This is a genomic window from Shewanella sp. Choline-02u-19 (genome assembly GCF_002836205.1).
Taxonomy (GTDB): Bacteria; Pseudomonadota; Gammaproteobacteria; order Enterobacterales; family Shewanellaceae; genus Shewanella.
In genome coordinates, this window is sequence record NZ_PJBE01000013.1 from 2,447,221 (window position 1) to 2,463,675 (window position 16,455).

Consider the following 16,455-nt stretch of genomic DNA (forward strand, 5'->3'; position numbering starts at 1 on the left):
TTGTTTAATTTCTTGTTAGGCAAATTTTAGTAACGGTCAGACTTCAAATCTTTTATCTTTAATTGCCATTCATTTGCATTAGCTATAAAAGGCGCCTTTACAGTTAATAATGACTCTGAATTAGGCTGGATTACCCAGCTATAGATACTGTCTGATGTTGAAGCTAACAACTCTCCGTTTTTCTTGCTTATTACCTCATAACTAATATGATTCCATTTATACTCAGTGTTATTGGTAACATTAAACGTTATTAGTTTTGCTTTAGAACCACCTACATCGATAATTTTTTCTTTGGTAAATGTAAATTTGCTTTCATAATCTAAAAAGTCTTTTTTATTAAATGAGCCAGTATTCCAAAAAATGAAAATAAATAAAGGCAGCATAAAAATAAAGCTATAGTTTTGAGGGTTTTTATACCAAACCTGATATGCCTGACAGTAAGGGCATTTTGTAGCTCCAGTTTCTATTTCTTTTATACAAGATTTACACGTGTGCATATTGCAATACTCCATTTGCATAACATTTTAATATACGGCTTGCGCGTTTTGCCAAGCCATGTTGAGAAAGCGTGCACAGGTAAAAGCCTGAAAAACTCACTAATAACAAATAATTAAACATTTACGCTTAAGATTGTATCCAATACACCTCAGGACAAAAGTGAGTCGCACACTTTGCTTTCCTGTTATCTAAACTTTTCATGAACGCACACTTACATCTTACTGAATTTATACAAGTTAGCAATCAAACCGTTATAGGTCGTATCTACACCAACTGTCAGTGTAGATACGGCCGTGACCGTCCATGACATGGACGTCATGGCCGAGCTTACAAGGATGTATTTATAGCGTGTCACTGCAGTGTCTGCACATACGGTCGTTCCTACACACCCATCTGTTCACGACATTCGGACATCCTGTCCAGCACCCGATGTAGGCGATTGATAACAATGAAGCTGTAATTTAGAGCTCAATTCCTTGTCGCCACGACTTTGTTCAAGCATAGCTTGATGAAACTAATAGATAACTAAAACGTTTTGGGGCACAAATGAGTCCCCCAATCAGCTCACCTTTAGCCAACACAGAACTCTCGTTCACCCCACGCTTAGTAAACAAAAAGGCCTGCAACAATGCAGGCCTTCATTAATTCAAGATGGACTTGAAACGGACTTAGAGACTAAGGCTTAAGCGTTTAACTCTTGACCTCTTCGTTTTTAAGTTCTTCCTCTTTAGGCTCTGCTGTACCTTTAAACTTTTCACGCATGGTTTGCATCATCACGTAAAAAACTGGCACAAGCAGTGTACCGACTATCGTCGCCGCGACCATACCACCGAACACCGAGTAACCCAGTGCTCGACGACTTCCCGCGCCTGCGCCAGTGGCAACAACTAACGGAAGCACTCCGAGTAAGAACGAAAAGGCTGTCATTAATACCGCGCGAAAACGCAGTCTAGCCGCCGTTTCACCAGCATCCAATATACTCTTGCCCTCTTCTCTTAACTGCTTGGCAAATTCGACAATCAAGATGGCGTTCTTACACGCTAAGCCTATCAACAACACTAAGCCAATTTGGGCATACAAGTTAAGTTCAGCGCCCACCAGCCAAATATTGAGGAACGCCCCCAATATGGCAATCGGCACCGCGAGCATCACCGCAAATGGAATGGTCCAACTCTCATACTGAGCCACCAAAAATAGATAGGTAAATACCAACGCCAAAGCAAAGATTAATGGCGCTAAGTTACCCGCCTTAATCTCTTGGTAAGTTTGCCCTGTCCACTCATAGCTATAACCTGTTGGTAAGCTCTGCGCCGCTGCGCGTTCCATGGCGCGAATAGCATCACCGGAACTATAACCAGGTGCTGGGAAACCGTTAATCGTGGTAGAACTAAACATGTTGTATGAGTTCATCACGTCGGGCCCCAATATCGGCGTCACCGTCACCAAGGTACTCAGTGGCACCATTTCCCCGGAAGAAGAACGCACATAAAAGCGCGCAATATCCATATCGGAATTTCGGTATTCACCCTCCGCTTGTAGTATGACCCTAAAGACCTTACCGAAACGGTTAAAGTCATTGACGTACATTGAGCCCAGCATCGTCTGCATGGTGGTAAAAATCTCATTCAGCGGTATGCCTAATGCTTTGGCCTTATCACGGTCTACATCGACAAACATTTGCGGCACATCGGCGCGGAAATTACTAAATGACATCGCAATTTCTGGCTGCTCGTTCGCTTTCATAATAAGCGCACGCATCACCGATGCCAGCTCCTGCGGACTGCGGCCTTGGGTGTCTTGCAATACAAACTCAAAACCACCGACACTGCCGACGCCCGGAATGGGCGGCAGTGAGAAAGCCATCGCCTTAACGGATGGATTCGCCGCATATTTGGCTTGCAGCTTTGCCACAATCGCGTGTTCTGCCATATCGGCAGATTCACGTTCAGACCAAGTAGACAGAGTGACAATCATCAAACCGCCGTTTGATGCCACTGAGCCCGACAAGATACTAAAGCCACTGGCATGGATCACATTTTCAACACCTGGCTCTGCCAGCGTTAACTCAACTAAATCACGCATGACGTCTTCAGTACGGTTAAGTGACGCGCCATCAGGGAGTTGAATATCGACCATAAAGGCTTTCTTATCTTCCATTGGCACAAAGCCTGATGGCAAGATTGTCGCTAAACCGCCGGTCGCCGCCAATAGCCCGATAAAGACCACCAACACCAACACCAATTTACGGGTTAGCACATGGACTAGTTTGGTGTATTTACCGGTGAAGATATTGAAGTATTTATTAAATTTGGCGTGGAACCCAGTGGTATGCTCCTTTGGAGAACGTAATACCGAGGCGCATAATGCAGGACTTAGGGTCAATGCATTAACTGACGAGATAAGCACTGCAATACAGATAGTCACAGAGAACTGTGCGTACATCTGCCCGGTGATCCCGGGCATCACGGCCGTGGGTGCAAATACCGCTAATAGCACTAACGTGGTCGCTATAATCGGCCCTGTCACCTCTTTCATCGCTTTAGAGGTGGCCTCTTTAGGTGACAAGCCCTCATCCTGCATCAAGCGGGTCACGTTCTCGACCACCACAATGGCATCGTCAACCACAATACCAATGGCTAAGATAAGCGCGAATAGCGATACCGTATTAATGCTCATGCCAGATATTAGCAAAAAGGCAAAGGTACCAATCAAAGACACTGGGATCGCAATCGCTGGGATCAATGTTGAGCGCACATCTTGTAAGAAAATAAACACCACAAAGATAACCAAGGCTACCGAGATAAACAGTGTTTGCACCACCTCATTAATCGAGCTTTCGACGAAGTCTGAGGTGTCATATAACACCTCGTACTCTAAATCTCTTGGGAAGTTAGCCGACAAAGTATCCATCTGCTCCCTAATGCCCGCCGCCACTTCTAATGCGTTAGCATCAGGTGACTGGTAAATAGAGATAATCGCTGATGGTTTATTGTTAAGCTTGCCTTGAGCATCATAAGTTTGTGACCCTAGTTCAACTCGAGCCACATCACCTACGGTGATTTTTGAGCCATCTTCATTGGCTCGAACCACAACATTAGCAAATTCGGTGGTATTTTTTAGTCGTCCTTTGGTTTGCAGCGTATATTGAAACTGCTGGTCTGGATCGACTGGTGCAGCACCAATTCGACCCGCTGCCACTTGAATATTTTGCTCTTGCAGCGCTGCAATAACGTCGGTGGCAGTAATTGAAAAGCTAGCCATTTTATCGGGATCAAGCCATATGCGCATCGCATAATCGAGCGCGCCAATAATCTGCACTTTCGATACGCCGTTCTGACGCGCTAAGGCATCTTTTACATTGAGGCCTGCATAGTTAGTAATAAACAGCGAATCAAACGTTTCGTTAGGGGAAACTAGGTTCACTACCATCAAGATATTGGGGCTTTGTTTCTCGACTTTCACCCCTTGCCTTTTCACCTCTTCAGGCAATCTTGGCATGGCTTGCTGTACCCGGTTTTGTACCTTTACCTGCGCCATGTCAGGGTCGGTACCGACCTCAAAGGTTACATTGAGTGAATAGCTACCGTCGTTGGCGCTCTTTGACTCCATATACAGCATGCCTTCCACGCCGTTAATTTCAGCTTCTAAAGGCTGGGCAATGGTGTCTTTTACAACATTGGCACTGGCACCCGAATAACTGGTCGACACACTCACTTGTGGCGGTGCGATCTCAGGAAACTCTGACACTGACAAGATAGGAATAGAGATAAGCCCCACCAACGTCAGTACGGTAGAGATCACAAAGGCAAATTTAGGCCTATTGATGAAGAATTCACTAATCATAGTTATCCCCTACTTTGTTTGGTTAGCTTCTTGGAAAGGAATAATCTCTTGCTCAACCGCATTAACTTCAATGCCTGGTCGAATTTTTTGTAGTCCATCAACAACGATACGATCGCCACCATCTAAGCCACTTAACACGCGCCATTGAATGCCGAAACGTTCACCGAGCTCGACAATACGCTTCTCAACTAGATTCTTATCATTAAGCACCATCACAAAACGGCCTTGTTGATCTTCTTGCACTGACGCTTGCGGGATTAATAACGCTTGTTCTGTAATGGGCGATTCGATAATCAAAGTGACGAACATGCCAGGTAACATAAAGTTATCGGCATTTTTAAAAGTGGCACGGATAGGTAAGGTGCCAGTGGCGGGATCAACCTTGTTACTCACAAAATCGATATAACCAGATTCTTTATGCATGGTTGCATTGGGCAACCGCAGATTAATCACAATATCTTGGATCTTTATATCGCGAGATAACGCCTTAGAAAAACTTTGTTGAGCGGTAATTAACGCACGTTCAGCAACTTGAAAGTTAACCCACATTGGCTGTAACTGGACTAAGTTTGCCATTTCAGATTGCGGACTAATGATGTCACCGGTACTCACTTTAGCGTTACTTATCCGCCCAGAGATTGGCGCGTACACTTTGGTATAGCTGAGCTGTAACTCAGCGCCACTAACGGCCGCTTCGGCTTGCACAACGCCAGCGGCGGTTGTCAGCTTACGAGAGGTCAACTCATCCATATCCTGCGCACTGATCATGCCATCGGGCAGTAAGCGACGACCACGTTCCCAGTTCATTACTGCGACATCTCTTGAGGCGATAGCTTGTTTCAGTACGGCTTTTTGCTGAGCTAACTCTGCCACATAAGTTGCAGGATCAATCTCGAACAGTAAGTCCCCCTGATTAACATCTTCACCTTCGATAAAGCTGCGTTTAAGCAGTTGTCCCTGAATTTGCGATTTAATCGTCACATCTTCAGATGCTCTTGTACGGCCAACAATTTCACTTTTAGATTGAATATCTTGCATGCTTGCGGTGCTAACAATCACGCTTGGCAACACTGCTGCCTGAGGCGCTGGCGCTTCACCACACCCACTGGCAATAATACTGATGCACCCAATGGTGAGCAGTTTTAGTTTTGAAACTGTTGAACAGGCCATTTAAGCCTCCTGAAGTGTCAGATATTTGCATTATATTTATCTTGAAATTATAAGCACATACTGCACCGCACATAAACCTTTTTACATTGAAGTATCATTGTTTTTACATAAAACAGCATAGATAACCTCATATTGCTAAATAAAACGAATCAAGCGACCAACAAAAGCACTTTATTAAATTAACTGATGCTTTGTTAAATTAACTGATGCTTTATTAGTCAAAGTAACCTATGGAATTGTTGTGAGAGGCAAAAGTGGGAGCTAGAGCAAGTTTATTGGAGTTCATGTCGTGGTAAAAAATACTCAGAGCAACTAAGTTTAACTAGGCTTAAAATTAGTAAGTGTTCTAGTTTCAATAGCAGCCCAATAGTGGTACAAATGACTTAGCTCATTTACGCTGTTTTCTATAACAGCATGACACGTAAGCTATTATTAGATTGAATAACCCAAGTTAGCAGTTAATTGTTAACCTTAGACACATACAGTACGCACAGGCCAACACCATGTGTTGAGCATAATAAGAACAGTGCCCAATATGGCATCCGTTACAGCGAACAGGTAGGTAATTTATGACAGCAATTTCTCACGTTTATAACTATACAGTCCGATGCCCACAGATAAAGGATCCCGCTCACCCAACAAGCTGGCTAAACCATATCGAGATTAACCGTTCATGTGAAATAGCACTCGACAGAATCACTAAGTGGCATGGCCACTCAGGCACTCGATTGTTCGAGCACGAGGGATGCGTCGTTAGAGAAGCAGAAGCAGAACAAGCCTACTTTTCGATTAAAAATGATCGTCTGAGAGATGACATTCATGTGCTAGCGACCTTTAAAGTCTTTATGGATAACAAAACCAAAGACACGTCAGTACAAGAGGTTATGGAACATATCATTGATGATTATAAGTCGCGCTTAAGCAAACTGTAACCATCAGTAGGCATGTTCTAATCACTAGAACATGCCGCTAATTTTCAACGACTAGAAAATCCCATTCCATCGACACTGCCAAACAGTGATATCCCTCCTCATTCACCATTGTTTATCTCGTATCAAAAGCAGCCGTAATTGACCACATTACACACTAGACCCATTGGGTAATTGCTGGCATAGTGCTTGCCATTATTAATGATTGGATCTTATTGTGAGATTATCGACCTTAGTTATTTTCCTTAGCACAATAACCACGATCAGTGCCTGTGCAGAACTAAAAGAAGCCGGCCGTCAGATCGGTGATACCACCAAAGAGGTCACCACCGACATTGGTCATGCCTCGCGGGATACCACTCGTGCTATCGGCCATGCATCCCGTGACGCTGTCAACTCAGTAAAAGATGACCTCAGTAAAAACTAAAGTGAGTTAACCAAGCTTGCGGTCAGTATTAAGCAGCATTGGCTCGCATGCCATGCGGTGCCGGTTGCCCTTGCTCATTAACGTGAACAAATACCATTTTGTCTATGCTCACGATAGGGGCATGAGTGAGCTTATTGCGCACTTGGCAACAAACCGTTATTGAACTTGAACCATAACTTAGCAACGACAAACCAAACTCAATCACATCCCCTTGCCGCGCAGATGTCATAAAGTTCACTTCAGAGATGAGCTTGGTGACATGACTTAGGCTTTTCATTTGGCAACCAGCAAAGATAGCCGCCTCTTCATCTATCCAACTTAATAGTTGACCACCAAACAGTGAATTAGCAGGATTGAGATGTTCTGGTTTAATAAATCGTCGACTATAAAATTTCATAATGGTGCCTCTTAGCTTTACTTAATAATACCCCCAAAGAGGTAGCAACAAGCGCGCCAACAATATTAATCATATTTTTCAACAGCTAAGGATTTATCACATCTATTCACAGCATGAAATGCACATTAATAGAGCCTACTTGCACCGAAGTGAATCGCCTGCAGCGCTAGCCAGTCAGTTGTTAAAGCAACAAAACTGAAACAAAATCATCGCCATATCGTCATGCTTATACTCGACAATCACATCGCCACAAAGAAACCTCCTATAAATAATATAAATTGACGGTGATGATAGTGATTAATATCAAAAAGATAGCGGCAATAGCCTCTTGCAGTCTCGTGACAATAGCAGCAAATGCAGCGGTACTTCCTAGCAACCAAACTGACAGTCAATGGTTTAAAGACAGCGCTCAATTAGTGAGTGATAAAACTCAACAGACAGCGCCAAAGAAAGCTAAAAATGTGATTTTATTTGTCGGTGATGGCATGGGTATTTCGACCTTAACAGCAGCCCGCATCTTCGAAGGACAGCAACAGGTTGATAATAAAGGCGGCGAAGAAAACCTCCTCAGCTTTGAGCACTTCCCAAAAACGGCACTGGTTAAAACTTACAACACCAACCAACAAACACCTGATTCTGCTGGCACCATGACTGCAATCGTCACCGGCGTAAAATCAAAGGCGGGTGTGTTATCAGTATCAGACAACAGCTTGCGTGCTAATTGCCTATCTTCAAAAGGCAATGAACTCATCACCTTGGTCGACCTCGCCAATGCAAAAGGCTTATCGACGGGTGTCGTCAGTACGGCTCGCATCACCCACGCCACGCCAGCAGCAGCCTACGCGGCATCGCCTGAGCGTAATTGGGAAGCAGATTCTAATCTTCCAGCAGAAGCCGTTGCCAACGAATGTAAGGATATAGCCTATCAGTTGGTGATGCGCGATGAAGCCAATGCGTTAAGCGTGGCACTTGGTGGCGGTCGTCGTAACTTCATTCCAAACGATGTCACTGATGGCGAAAATAAAACCGGTCGCCGCGACGATGGTGTTGATTTAACTCAAGCTTGGACCGACAACCTTAGCAATTCAGCTTACGTGTGGGATAAAACGGGTTTTGACGCCATTGATGTGACGACAACCGACCACCTGCTGGGTTTATTTAATTCATCGCACATGGAATATGAAGCTGACCGAGCTGATGATACCGCAGGCGAGCCATCATTGACTGAAATGACCACCAAATCGATTGAGCTACTCAACAAAAATGAAAACGGTTACCTGCTCATCGTTGAATCGGGACGTATTGATCATGCCCATCATGCGGGTAATGCTTATCGCGCAATGATGGATACCGTTGAATTGTCTAATGCGGTAAAAGCAGCCGTTGCAACAACTGATCCAGCCGAAACACTCATCATGGTCACTGCCGATCATAGCCACGTATTCACCATCGCAGGTTACCCAAAGCGCGGCAATCCAATATTAGGATTAGTCCACAATGTGGGGGGTGATCTCGCCATCGCTAAAGACGGTAAACCTTACACCACTGTCGGTTATACCAATGGTCCTGGCGCTGTTGTGGGTGTGCGTGACGATTTAAGCTCTGTCGATACCAAAGACAAAGATTTTATGCAGCAGTCATTGGTCCCGATGAATAGCGAAACTCATGCAGGCGAAGATATTACGCTACATGCAACGGGTCCAGGTTCAGACCTTGTCCAAGGTGTTATTGAGCAGAACGTAATCTTCCACATAATCAATCAAGCACAAACGCTAGGCGGTACTAAATATTAATACCTAAGCAACTGGTCATTAATAATTTTTCTTACTGACTCATTCAAATACGTCAGCAATAGTACCCAATAATTGGAGTTTAAAATGAACAAGAAATTACTCGTACTTTCGATTGCAGCAATGCTTGGTTTAGCAGCTTGTGGCAGCGATGGTGATAATGGTGCCGACGGCAACAATGGCACTGATGGCAATAATGGTGGCAACGGTAACAATGGCCAAGACTGGAGCGCTGTTAACCAGTGGTATATCGACGGCCAAGCTAGAGTCGCCAAAGCCGAGGAGCTAACCGTTAACAACCAAGCTGGCGCGGCCAAGAACATCATTCTGTTTGTTGGTGATGGTATGGGAGTATCTACCGTCACGGCAGCGCGTATTTTAGAAGGTCAGCTAAAAGGACAAACGGGTGAAGAAAACTCGCTCTCTTTTGAAACCCTCCCTTATTTAGGCTTGGCTAAAACGTATAATGTCGACGGTCAAACACCCGATTCAGCAGGCACCATGACTGCGATGATCACTGGCGTCAAAACCGATGTTGGCGTGCTTTCACAAGCGGAAGGTGTCTCACGGGGTAACTGCGCTTCAACTTCAGGCCAAAACCTGGTCACTTCACTTGAGCTAGCCGCGATGGCGGGATTATCAACGGGTGTGGTCTCTACTGCTCGCATCACCCATGCAACGCCAGCGGCAACCTATGCCCATGCACCTGAGCGTAACTGGGAAAGCGATGCTGACTTGTCAGCAGAAGCGGTCACCAATGGTTGTAAAGATATCGCATCACAGTTAATCGACTTTAATTTTGGCAGCGGACTTAACGTGGTAATGGGCGGCGGTCGTCGTGCCTTTATTCCGAGTTCGATGACAGATCCAGAAGGTAAATCAGGTAAACGTCTCGATAACCGCGACTTAACCGATGAATGGCTAAATAAATATACTAACGCTGCTTATGTTGCTGATAGAGATGGCTTCTTAGCGTTAGACCCAAGCACCACAGACCATGTGTTAGGCCTGTTTAACTCCTCGCACATGGAATATGACTATGACCGCACAACGACGGGTGCCACTGGCGAACCATCACTGGCTGAGATGACCGCAAAATCGATTGATATTTTGAAGAAAAATGACAAAGGTTTTGTGCTCATTATTGAAGCCGGACGCATTGATCATGCTCACCATGCGGGTAATGCAGCACGCGCGCTACATGACACGATAGCCATGTCAGAAGCGGTTCGCGTTGCGATGGAGAAAACGTCCGCTAAAGACACCTTACTAATTGTTACCGCCGATCATAGCCATGTGTTTACCATTGCAGGCTACCCTACTCGTGGTAACCCAATCTTGGGCTTAGTTAAAGGTAATGGCACTGACGGTCAACCTGTTATCACTAATTCAACCGATACAAATGGCTTACCGTATACCACTGTTGGCTACGCTAACGGCCTAGGTTACGCCAACTTAGCCACCGGTGGCGACGAGCGCTATGGCTACGCTGCAGCATCGGGTCGTTTTGACCTAAATTATGTTGATACCCAAAGCGCAGGCTTCCATCAAGAAGCCCTCGTACCACTGGGCAGTGAAACGCATGCAGGTGAAGATGTTGCTATATTTGCCAGCGGTCCAGGTTCACACCTTATTCAAGGCACTGTTGAGCAAAACCACATTTTTCATGTCATGAACCATGCCATCAATTTGGTTGAAAAGGCAGAAGCTGCCCAACCATAACAACAAACGGTGATTGAAAAGCCACTGGATAGTTTCAGTGGCTTATTCAAGCCTTCAGATATGGATATCAACAATCACTTTAATCAACAATCAGTATCCAATATTCAGCCCTTATCAGGAGTGATCATGCAGCACAATACATCTTCAAAGCCGTTCTCTTATACTTCAGCGCTTACTATGGCGGGCACATTAATTGCGCTCTTAATCAGCAGTACAGCGGCCCATGCAGTGCAATGCGAATCGCTAGATTCATCACACCTCAGTGCGCGATATGCAGTCTCCAATAACCAAGGAGTCACTAAAGAGATAACCTTGCTAAGAAATGACCAAGAAGTCATCTATCAGCATAGTGCGCAAAGCTTTGAGCTGTGGAATACTCGCGGGGAATATGTGCGTTATTTTCCAACCGAACGTCGCTCAGTTAGTTATCAGAATGGCGACCTTCTTTCTCTGAATATCCATTTTGACTTCAAGCAGCTCAATCACCTTATCTCCCCAAAGACGATCGCCAGTATGCAACAGCTGCCATCGAACTCAAATAAAGCGACTGACATCTGTATGACTGAGCAACAATATCAAGGGCAACAACGAAATCACCTGTTAGCTATCACATGGCTCGATAAACTCGCACTGCCAAAATCGTTTCGAGTGACCGATAAAAAAGGCAGTATTCAATATGAATTGCTAGAGATAAAAGCGCTTCCTAAGAGCGAGTTTATCGCACTGACGTCGGGCTATCGGGATATTGATTTTGCCGATGTCGGCGACAATGAGTCAGACCCTTTCATCGCGAAAATGATCCATCAAGGCTTTATTCAACACGGTAGCAGTGGATTTTATGATAGCCAAGGCAAGCAGATCCAAAACGGAGAAAGCGGCCATCAGCACTAGAGGCTGAAAATTGGTTTAGGTCACAAAAAAGCCCTTAACATTAAGGGCTTTTAAGTTTCATTAGCGTAGGGCTTAAGTACTCAAACATCTCAATCCATCAATGAATGAAGGACGATGATTTGGATCCAGCTTAACGCTTCAAAATTATTTTAAGCTCGCGGATAAAGCAATCAATATCGACACGCGATATATCAGCATGAGTCACTAAACGCAGTGTTTTACCCGCGCTAACCAGTATGCCTTTTTGCTTAAGTTGCTCGGTAACCTGATGAATATCTAACTCGCCAACAACCTTGGCAAACACCATATTGGTTTGCACCAGTGACATATCAACATCAAAACAATCAATCGTAGACAATTGCGACGCCAGATAAGCGGCATTATCATGATCGTCAGCCAATCGTTCGACTTGGTCAGTCAATGCCAACTGAGCCGCTGCCGCCAATATACCCGCTTGGCGCATCCCTCCGCCAAGCATTTTACGCCAGCGTCGAGCTTTTTTAATTAAGCGCTCATCAGCCAGTAATATTGAACCCACTGGCGCACACAACCCTTTAGATAAGCAGATAGATACGGAGTCGAAATACTGCGTAATTGCGGTCATCGGTAAGTTTTGAGCCACGGCAGCATTCGCAACGCGTGCACCATCAAGATGAATCTTAAGCCCTTTTTCAAATGCTAAAGATTGTGCATCGGCCAAATAGCCTTGTGGTACCACTTTGCCACCAATGGTATTTTCCAGACTCAATAACCGAGTTCGCGCAAAATGGACATCATCGGGCTTAATCGCAGCTTCAATGTCCGACAGTAAAATACTACCATCGGCTTGGTTGTTCAGTGGCTGCGGCTGAATGCTGCCTAAAACAGCAGCACCACCGCCTTCAAACTTATAGTTATGCGCTTGCTGGCCACAAATATACTCATCTCCGCGTTCACAATGGCCCATCAAGGCTAGTAAGTTAGCTTGAGTGCCTGATGAGGTAAATAAAGCGCCATCAAAACCAAACATTTCAGCGGCCATATCTTCAAGGTAGTTAACGCTTGGATCGTCGCCATATACATCATCTCCGACTTCAGCAACGCCAATTGCAGCGCGCATAGCGGCTGTTGGCTTCGTCACAGTGTCACTGCGAAAATCTATCATCACTTACCTCATTATCAATATTGTGTTTGAACTCAATTACTCGGGGACGGTTGTTCTTTCGAGCTTAGTTTTTGTTCTGTTCTTGGCTACAAAGAATAGAATGATTAAAGCCCCCTAATAATACTGTGACAACCCAGCTTCTACCAGCGCCAAGTTTACAGATACTTCAATAAATCAAATGAACGATACCTGCAGCGAATACAGCCAAAGCACCATAAATAGACACCGTTTATTTTACTTAATCATTAAAACTATGCCTAAACATCACCAAAAACCCAAATTTATTGGGCTATGACAAACAAACGCCAAAATAATGCATTAGATTAAGTAATGCTAAAAACAATATTTATCACTGTATTTTTTGCTGAAATACGGGCAGACTTCGCTTTCTTTTGGTTAGCTAGAATTATCTTATGTTAGAAGTAAAAGTGATCAGTGCTTTGTGGCTCATCGGCATCTTAGCTGAAGCGATGACGGGCGCCCTAGCCGCCGGTAAAAAACAGATGGACCTTTTTGGTGTGGTGATTATTGGTTGTGTCACCGCGATTGGTGGTGGCACCCTGCGTGATATGCTCCTTGGAAATTACCCCCTAGTATGGATTGAAAATGCACATTACTTGCTAGCCATCGCGGCAGCATCACTGCTCACGGTGATGATTGCACCGTTAATGCGCTACTTATCGCGATTGTTTTTGGCCATTGATGCAATTGGTCTAGCGGTATTTTCTATTGTTGGTACACAAAAAACCTTAATGCTGGGTTACAGCATTGAGATAGCGATTGTGATGGGGGTTGTGACTGGCGTTTTTGGCGGCGTTATCCGTGATATTTTATGCAATCAAGTGCCGCTTATTTTTAAGAAAGAACTATACGCATTAGTAGCTTTGCTAACATCTGCTTTATATGTGGCGATGAAGCTAAACGGTGTAGTTGAATGGATAAGCCTTTCTATCGCACTGACCTTTGGCTTTAGCTTTAGAATGCTCGCTATCCGCTATCATTGGTCAATGCCCAAGTTTGACTACCAATATCAGTCAGACAACATCCATTAATAACCACTAAGCTAGCAGTTTAAAATCATAAAAAAGGTCAGCAAATGCTGACCTTTTACTTATCCAATTAAGCTATTAGCTTGCTGGGGTCTCTTTCACATAGAGATCCATTTGTGGATAAGGAATTCCAATACCCGCCTCATCAAGAGCAATTTTAATCTGCTCTAAAATTTCAAAATGCGCAGGCCAGTAATCACTGCCTTTTACCCATGGACGAACCACAAGGTTAACTGAAGAATCAGCAAGTTCTGCTACCGCTACAGTGTAAGCGGGATCTTTAAGTACATACTGACTATTATCCAGTATTGAGGTTAATACCTTCTTTGTTTCAGCAAGATTTGCATCATAAGACACGCCAATGACCAAGTCTAAACGACGAGTTTCCATTGCCGAATAGTTGACAATAGTGCCATCCATCATTGCTGAGTTTGGTGCAATAATCACTTTATTATCAGGGCTAAGTAGCTTGGTTGAAAAAATCGTAATTTCACTGACCGTACCTGCAATACCTGCAGCTTCAACATAGTCACCCACACGACAAGGGCGGAATAACACCATCAATACGCCTGCGGCAAAATTGGACAGTGAACCTTGTAGCGCTAAACCAACCGCTAAGCCAGCGGCACCAATAACAGCCACCAGAGACGCAGTTTGCACACCAATCTGCCCTAATGTCGCCACTATGGTAAATACAAATACCAATGACCAAGCTATATTGCCAACAAACGAAGTGACAGTTTCATCGACTTTGCGCTTGTTAAGTAGTTTTGTCGTGAGTTTTTTGGCAACTCCAGCAAAAAACTTACCAATCACAAAAATAATGATTGCGAATAGAATTCTCAGACCATAAGTGACAATCAGTTCTGGTGCTTGATCCATCAGACCTTGCAAATTATCCATGTATATACTCCCTTAATTTTGAAATGTATTTTTAAAAAATAACGAAAAACTCAACTCTTCTATTTAACGCTCGACCACGACGACTTTGATTATCAGCAATGGGCTGTTGATCGCCGACGCCTTTTACATCAAAACGCTTGGCATTAAAATTAAACTCATCTATTAGCGCTCGTTTAACCCCGTTTGCCCGTGACAATGACAACGTCAGATTAAAACGCTCACTGCCGACAGAATCCGTATGACCAATCAGTAACAACCTAACCGGTACCTTGCTTAACCAGAGCGAAACACGTTCAAGCACTGGCCTTTGGCTGGATAATAGATCCGACTTAGCAAAGTCGAATTTAACAACATTAGATGACAACTGCGTGCAATGGGTCGGGTAAAAATCCCCCATCAATGTGTTAAGGCAAAGCTCAGTCGTTAATACCGTGCGAGCACAGCCGCTAGCATCTACCGCTTGACCGGTATTCGTTTCGACGCACGCATCTTTGCGATCAGGTACGCCATCTGCATCGCTATCTAACCAGTCTCGCCCAAAAGTCGGACGGGTAAATAACAAGCAAAACAGCAGACCGAATATCAACCATCGCATATCGTTAACCTAGAGTCGGAGCAAACCTTTCGCAAAGCCGCATGATTAGACAGGGGCTACCTGTTAACTATGTTAACTAACAAAAAGCAAAAAGGCAGTTAAATAATTAACTTAATCACTACATCATAGTCAGTTTTCGGTAATTACCCCAACATCACCCGTTTAACCACTGTATTTACAGAGGTTAACAAACGTCGCCATTCGCTATTTATAGGGCTGTATGTGAATTATTGAGCAGAGCAGGACTTGAAAAGACTCGTTGCAGAGGTTTTGTGCGCCTTCAATTCAAAGCACATCGCCTAGGGAGTCATTCCCTTGAAGCCAGCGCTACAACTCATTGGCTTAGTTTTATGATTGTTTAACCGCTTTTTTGGGTGAGAAATAACAGTAAAAAAATAGAAGATAAAAAGCAGTGAAAGCTAGCGGAAATAGTAAATAAAATAAGCAAACAATGGCAATACGCTGTTAGCGGCATGCCGTCGAGATAAAAGTAACACTCAAAATTTTATTAGGGCTGATCACATCATAAGATGTGCTAATAACCCGAATTACTTTTGTTGTTTAAACTTAGTAATAATACGGTCTAATTGGTTGGCAAAAGCCTGTCGCTCACTTTGTCCCATGGCTGCGGGGCCTCCGGTTTGAACCCCACTTGCCCGCATCGTATCCATAAAGTCTCGCATATTCAAAATCGATTTAATGTTTTGATCGGTATACAGCTCACCACGTGGATTCAACGCGAGTGCGCCTTTTTCAATGGCTTCAGCTGCTAGAGGAATATCGGCTGTAATGACTAAATCCCCCACTTGCAGTCGTCTAACAATTTCATCATCCGCGACATCAAAGCCAGAGGAAACAATGACCATTTTAATAAAGCGCGAAGGTGGAATTTTAACGCTATGATTCGCAATCAGTGTCGTTTCAATTTCAGCACGATCAGCAGCGCGAAAAAGCGTCTCTTTGGTGACACCTGGACAGGCGTCAGCATCAACCCAAATTTTCATAATATTCCTTCATATATCGAGCCATTATGGCGTATTAAATCGATGACTGCCGATAAGTTCCCTGCAGATAAGAACCTACAACAGTGTCTAAAA

General features: G+C 44.2%; 14 protein-coding genes. 6 read left to right on the forward strand and 8 right to left on the reverse strand.

The features are described from left to right. Positions 1 to 26: 26 nt before the first annotated feature. The 3 genes from CXF83_RS17295 to CXF83_RS17305 form a co-directional block, all read right to left on the reverse strand. Complete coding sequence (locus tag CXF83_RS17295) at positions 27 to 497, reverse strand: hypothetical protein (protein ID WP_101090570.1); 471 nt, start codon at positions 495 to 497, stop codon at positions 27 to 29. A 691-nt stretch (positions 498 to 1,188) separates the two neighbouring features. After that, entirely contained in the window at positions 1,189 to 4,341 is a 3,153-nt protein-coding gene (locus CXF83_RS17300; protein WP_101090569.1) for an efflux RND transporter permease subunit, read from the reverse strand. A 9-nt stretch (positions 4,342 to 4,350) separates the two neighbouring features. Beyond that, the gene (locus CXF83_RS17305; RefSeq protein WP_101090568.1) at positions 4,351 to 5,511 is read right to left on the reverse strand and encodes an efflux RND transporter periplasmic adaptor subunit; all 1,161 of its coding nucleotides are present in this window, start codon (positions 5,509 to 5,511) and stop codon (positions 4,351 to 4,353) included. A gap of 569 nt (positions 5,512 to 6,080) precedes the next feature. Here CXF83_RS17305 and CXF83_RS17310 point away from each other — a divergent pair. Both CXF83_RS17310 and CXF83_RS17315 read left to right on the forward strand, forming a co-directional pair. Next, positions 6,081 to 6,443 (forward strand): cytoplasmic protein, encoded by a 363-nt coding sequence (locus tag CXF83_RS17310; RefSeq protein ID WP_101090567.1) that lies wholly within the window; start codon positions 6,081 to 6,083, stop codon positions 6,441 to 6,443. Between the two features lie 214 nt (positions 6,444 to 6,657). Continuing rightward, a complete protein-coding gene (locus CXF83_RS17315; protein ID WP_101090566.1) occupies positions 6,658 to 6,867 on the forward strand; it encodes a hypothetical protein in 210 nt (69 codons plus the stop codon). Between the two features lie 28 nt (positions 6,868 to 6,895). On the opposite strand, the gene CXF83_RS17320 is transcribed toward CXF83_RS17315, so the two are convergent. Then, positions 6,896 to 7,264 carry an acyl-CoA thioesterase gene (locus CXF83_RS17320; RefSeq protein ID WP_101090565.1) on the reverse strand — a complete coding sequence of 123 codons (369 nt, stop codon included), beginning with the start codon at positions 7,262 to 7,264 and terminating at the stop codon, positions 6,896 to 6,898. A 287-nt stretch (positions 7,265 to 7,551) separates the two neighbouring features. Between CXF83_RS17320 and CXF83_RS17325 the strand changes: the two genes are divergently transcribed. From CXF83_RS17325 to CXF83_RS17335, 3 genes are all read left to right on the forward strand, one after another. Continuing rightward, the gene (locus CXF83_RS17325) at positions 7,552 to 9,057 is read left to right on the forward strand and encodes an alkaline phosphatase (protein WP_101090564.1); all 1,506 of its coding nucleotides are present in this window, start codon (positions 7,552 to 7,554) and stop codon (positions 9,055 to 9,057) included. Positions 9,058 to 9,141: 84 nt separating this feature from the next. Then, complete coding sequence (locus tag CXF83_RS17330) at positions 9,142 to 10,776, forward strand: alkaline phosphatase (protein ID WP_101090563.1); 1,635 nt, start codon at positions 9,142 to 9,144, stop codon at positions 10,774 to 10,776. Positions 10,777 to 10,902: 126 nt separating this feature from the next. Continuing rightward, entirely contained in the window at positions 10,903 to 11,667 is a 765-nt protein-coding gene (locus tag CXF83_RS17335) for a hypothetical protein (protein WP_157822898.1), read from the forward strand. A gap of 130 nt (positions 11,668 to 11,797) precedes the next feature. On the opposite strand, the gene ltaE is transcribed toward CXF83_RS17335, so the two are convergent. After that, entirely contained in the window at positions 11,798 to 12,811 is a 1,014-nt protein-coding gene (gene ltaE / locus CXF83_RS17340) for a low-specificity L-threonine aldolase (RefSeq protein WP_101090561.1), read from the reverse strand. A gap of 413 nt (positions 12,812 to 13,224) precedes the next feature. Here ltaE and CXF83_RS17345 point away from each other — a divergent pair, with 413 nt between their 5' ends. Continuing rightward, positions 13,225 to 13,863 (forward strand): trimeric intracellular cation channel family protein, encoded by a 639-nt coding sequence (locus tag CXF83_RS17345; protein WP_101090560.1) that lies wholly within the window; start codon positions 13,225 to 13,227, stop codon positions 13,861 to 13,863. 75 nt (positions 13,864 to 13,938) lie between these two features. On the opposite strand, the gene CXF83_RS17350 is transcribed toward CXF83_RS17345, so the two are convergent. The 3 genes from CXF83_RS17350 to CXF83_RS17360 form a co-directional block, all read right to left on the reverse strand. Then, on the reverse strand, positions 13,939 to 14,763 hold the full coding sequence (locus tag CXF83_RS17350) for a mechanosensitive ion channel family protein (RefSeq protein ID WP_101090559.1): 825 nt from the start codon (positions 14,761 to 14,763) through the stop codon (positions 13,939 to 13,941). Between the two features lie 31 nt (positions 14,764 to 14,794). Beyond that, positions 14,795 to 15,358, reverse strand: a complete 564-nt coding sequence (locus CXF83_RS17355) for an OmpA family protein (protein ID WP_101090558.1) — start codon at positions 15,356 to 15,358, stop codon at positions 14,795 to 14,797. 548 nt (positions 15,359 to 15,906) lie between these two features. Next, entirely contained in the window at positions 15,907 to 16,362 is a 456-nt protein-coding gene (locus CXF83_RS17360) for a YaiI/YqxD family protein (protein WP_101090557.1), read from the reverse strand. Between the last annotated feature and the right edge of the window lie 93 nt (positions 16,363 to 16,455).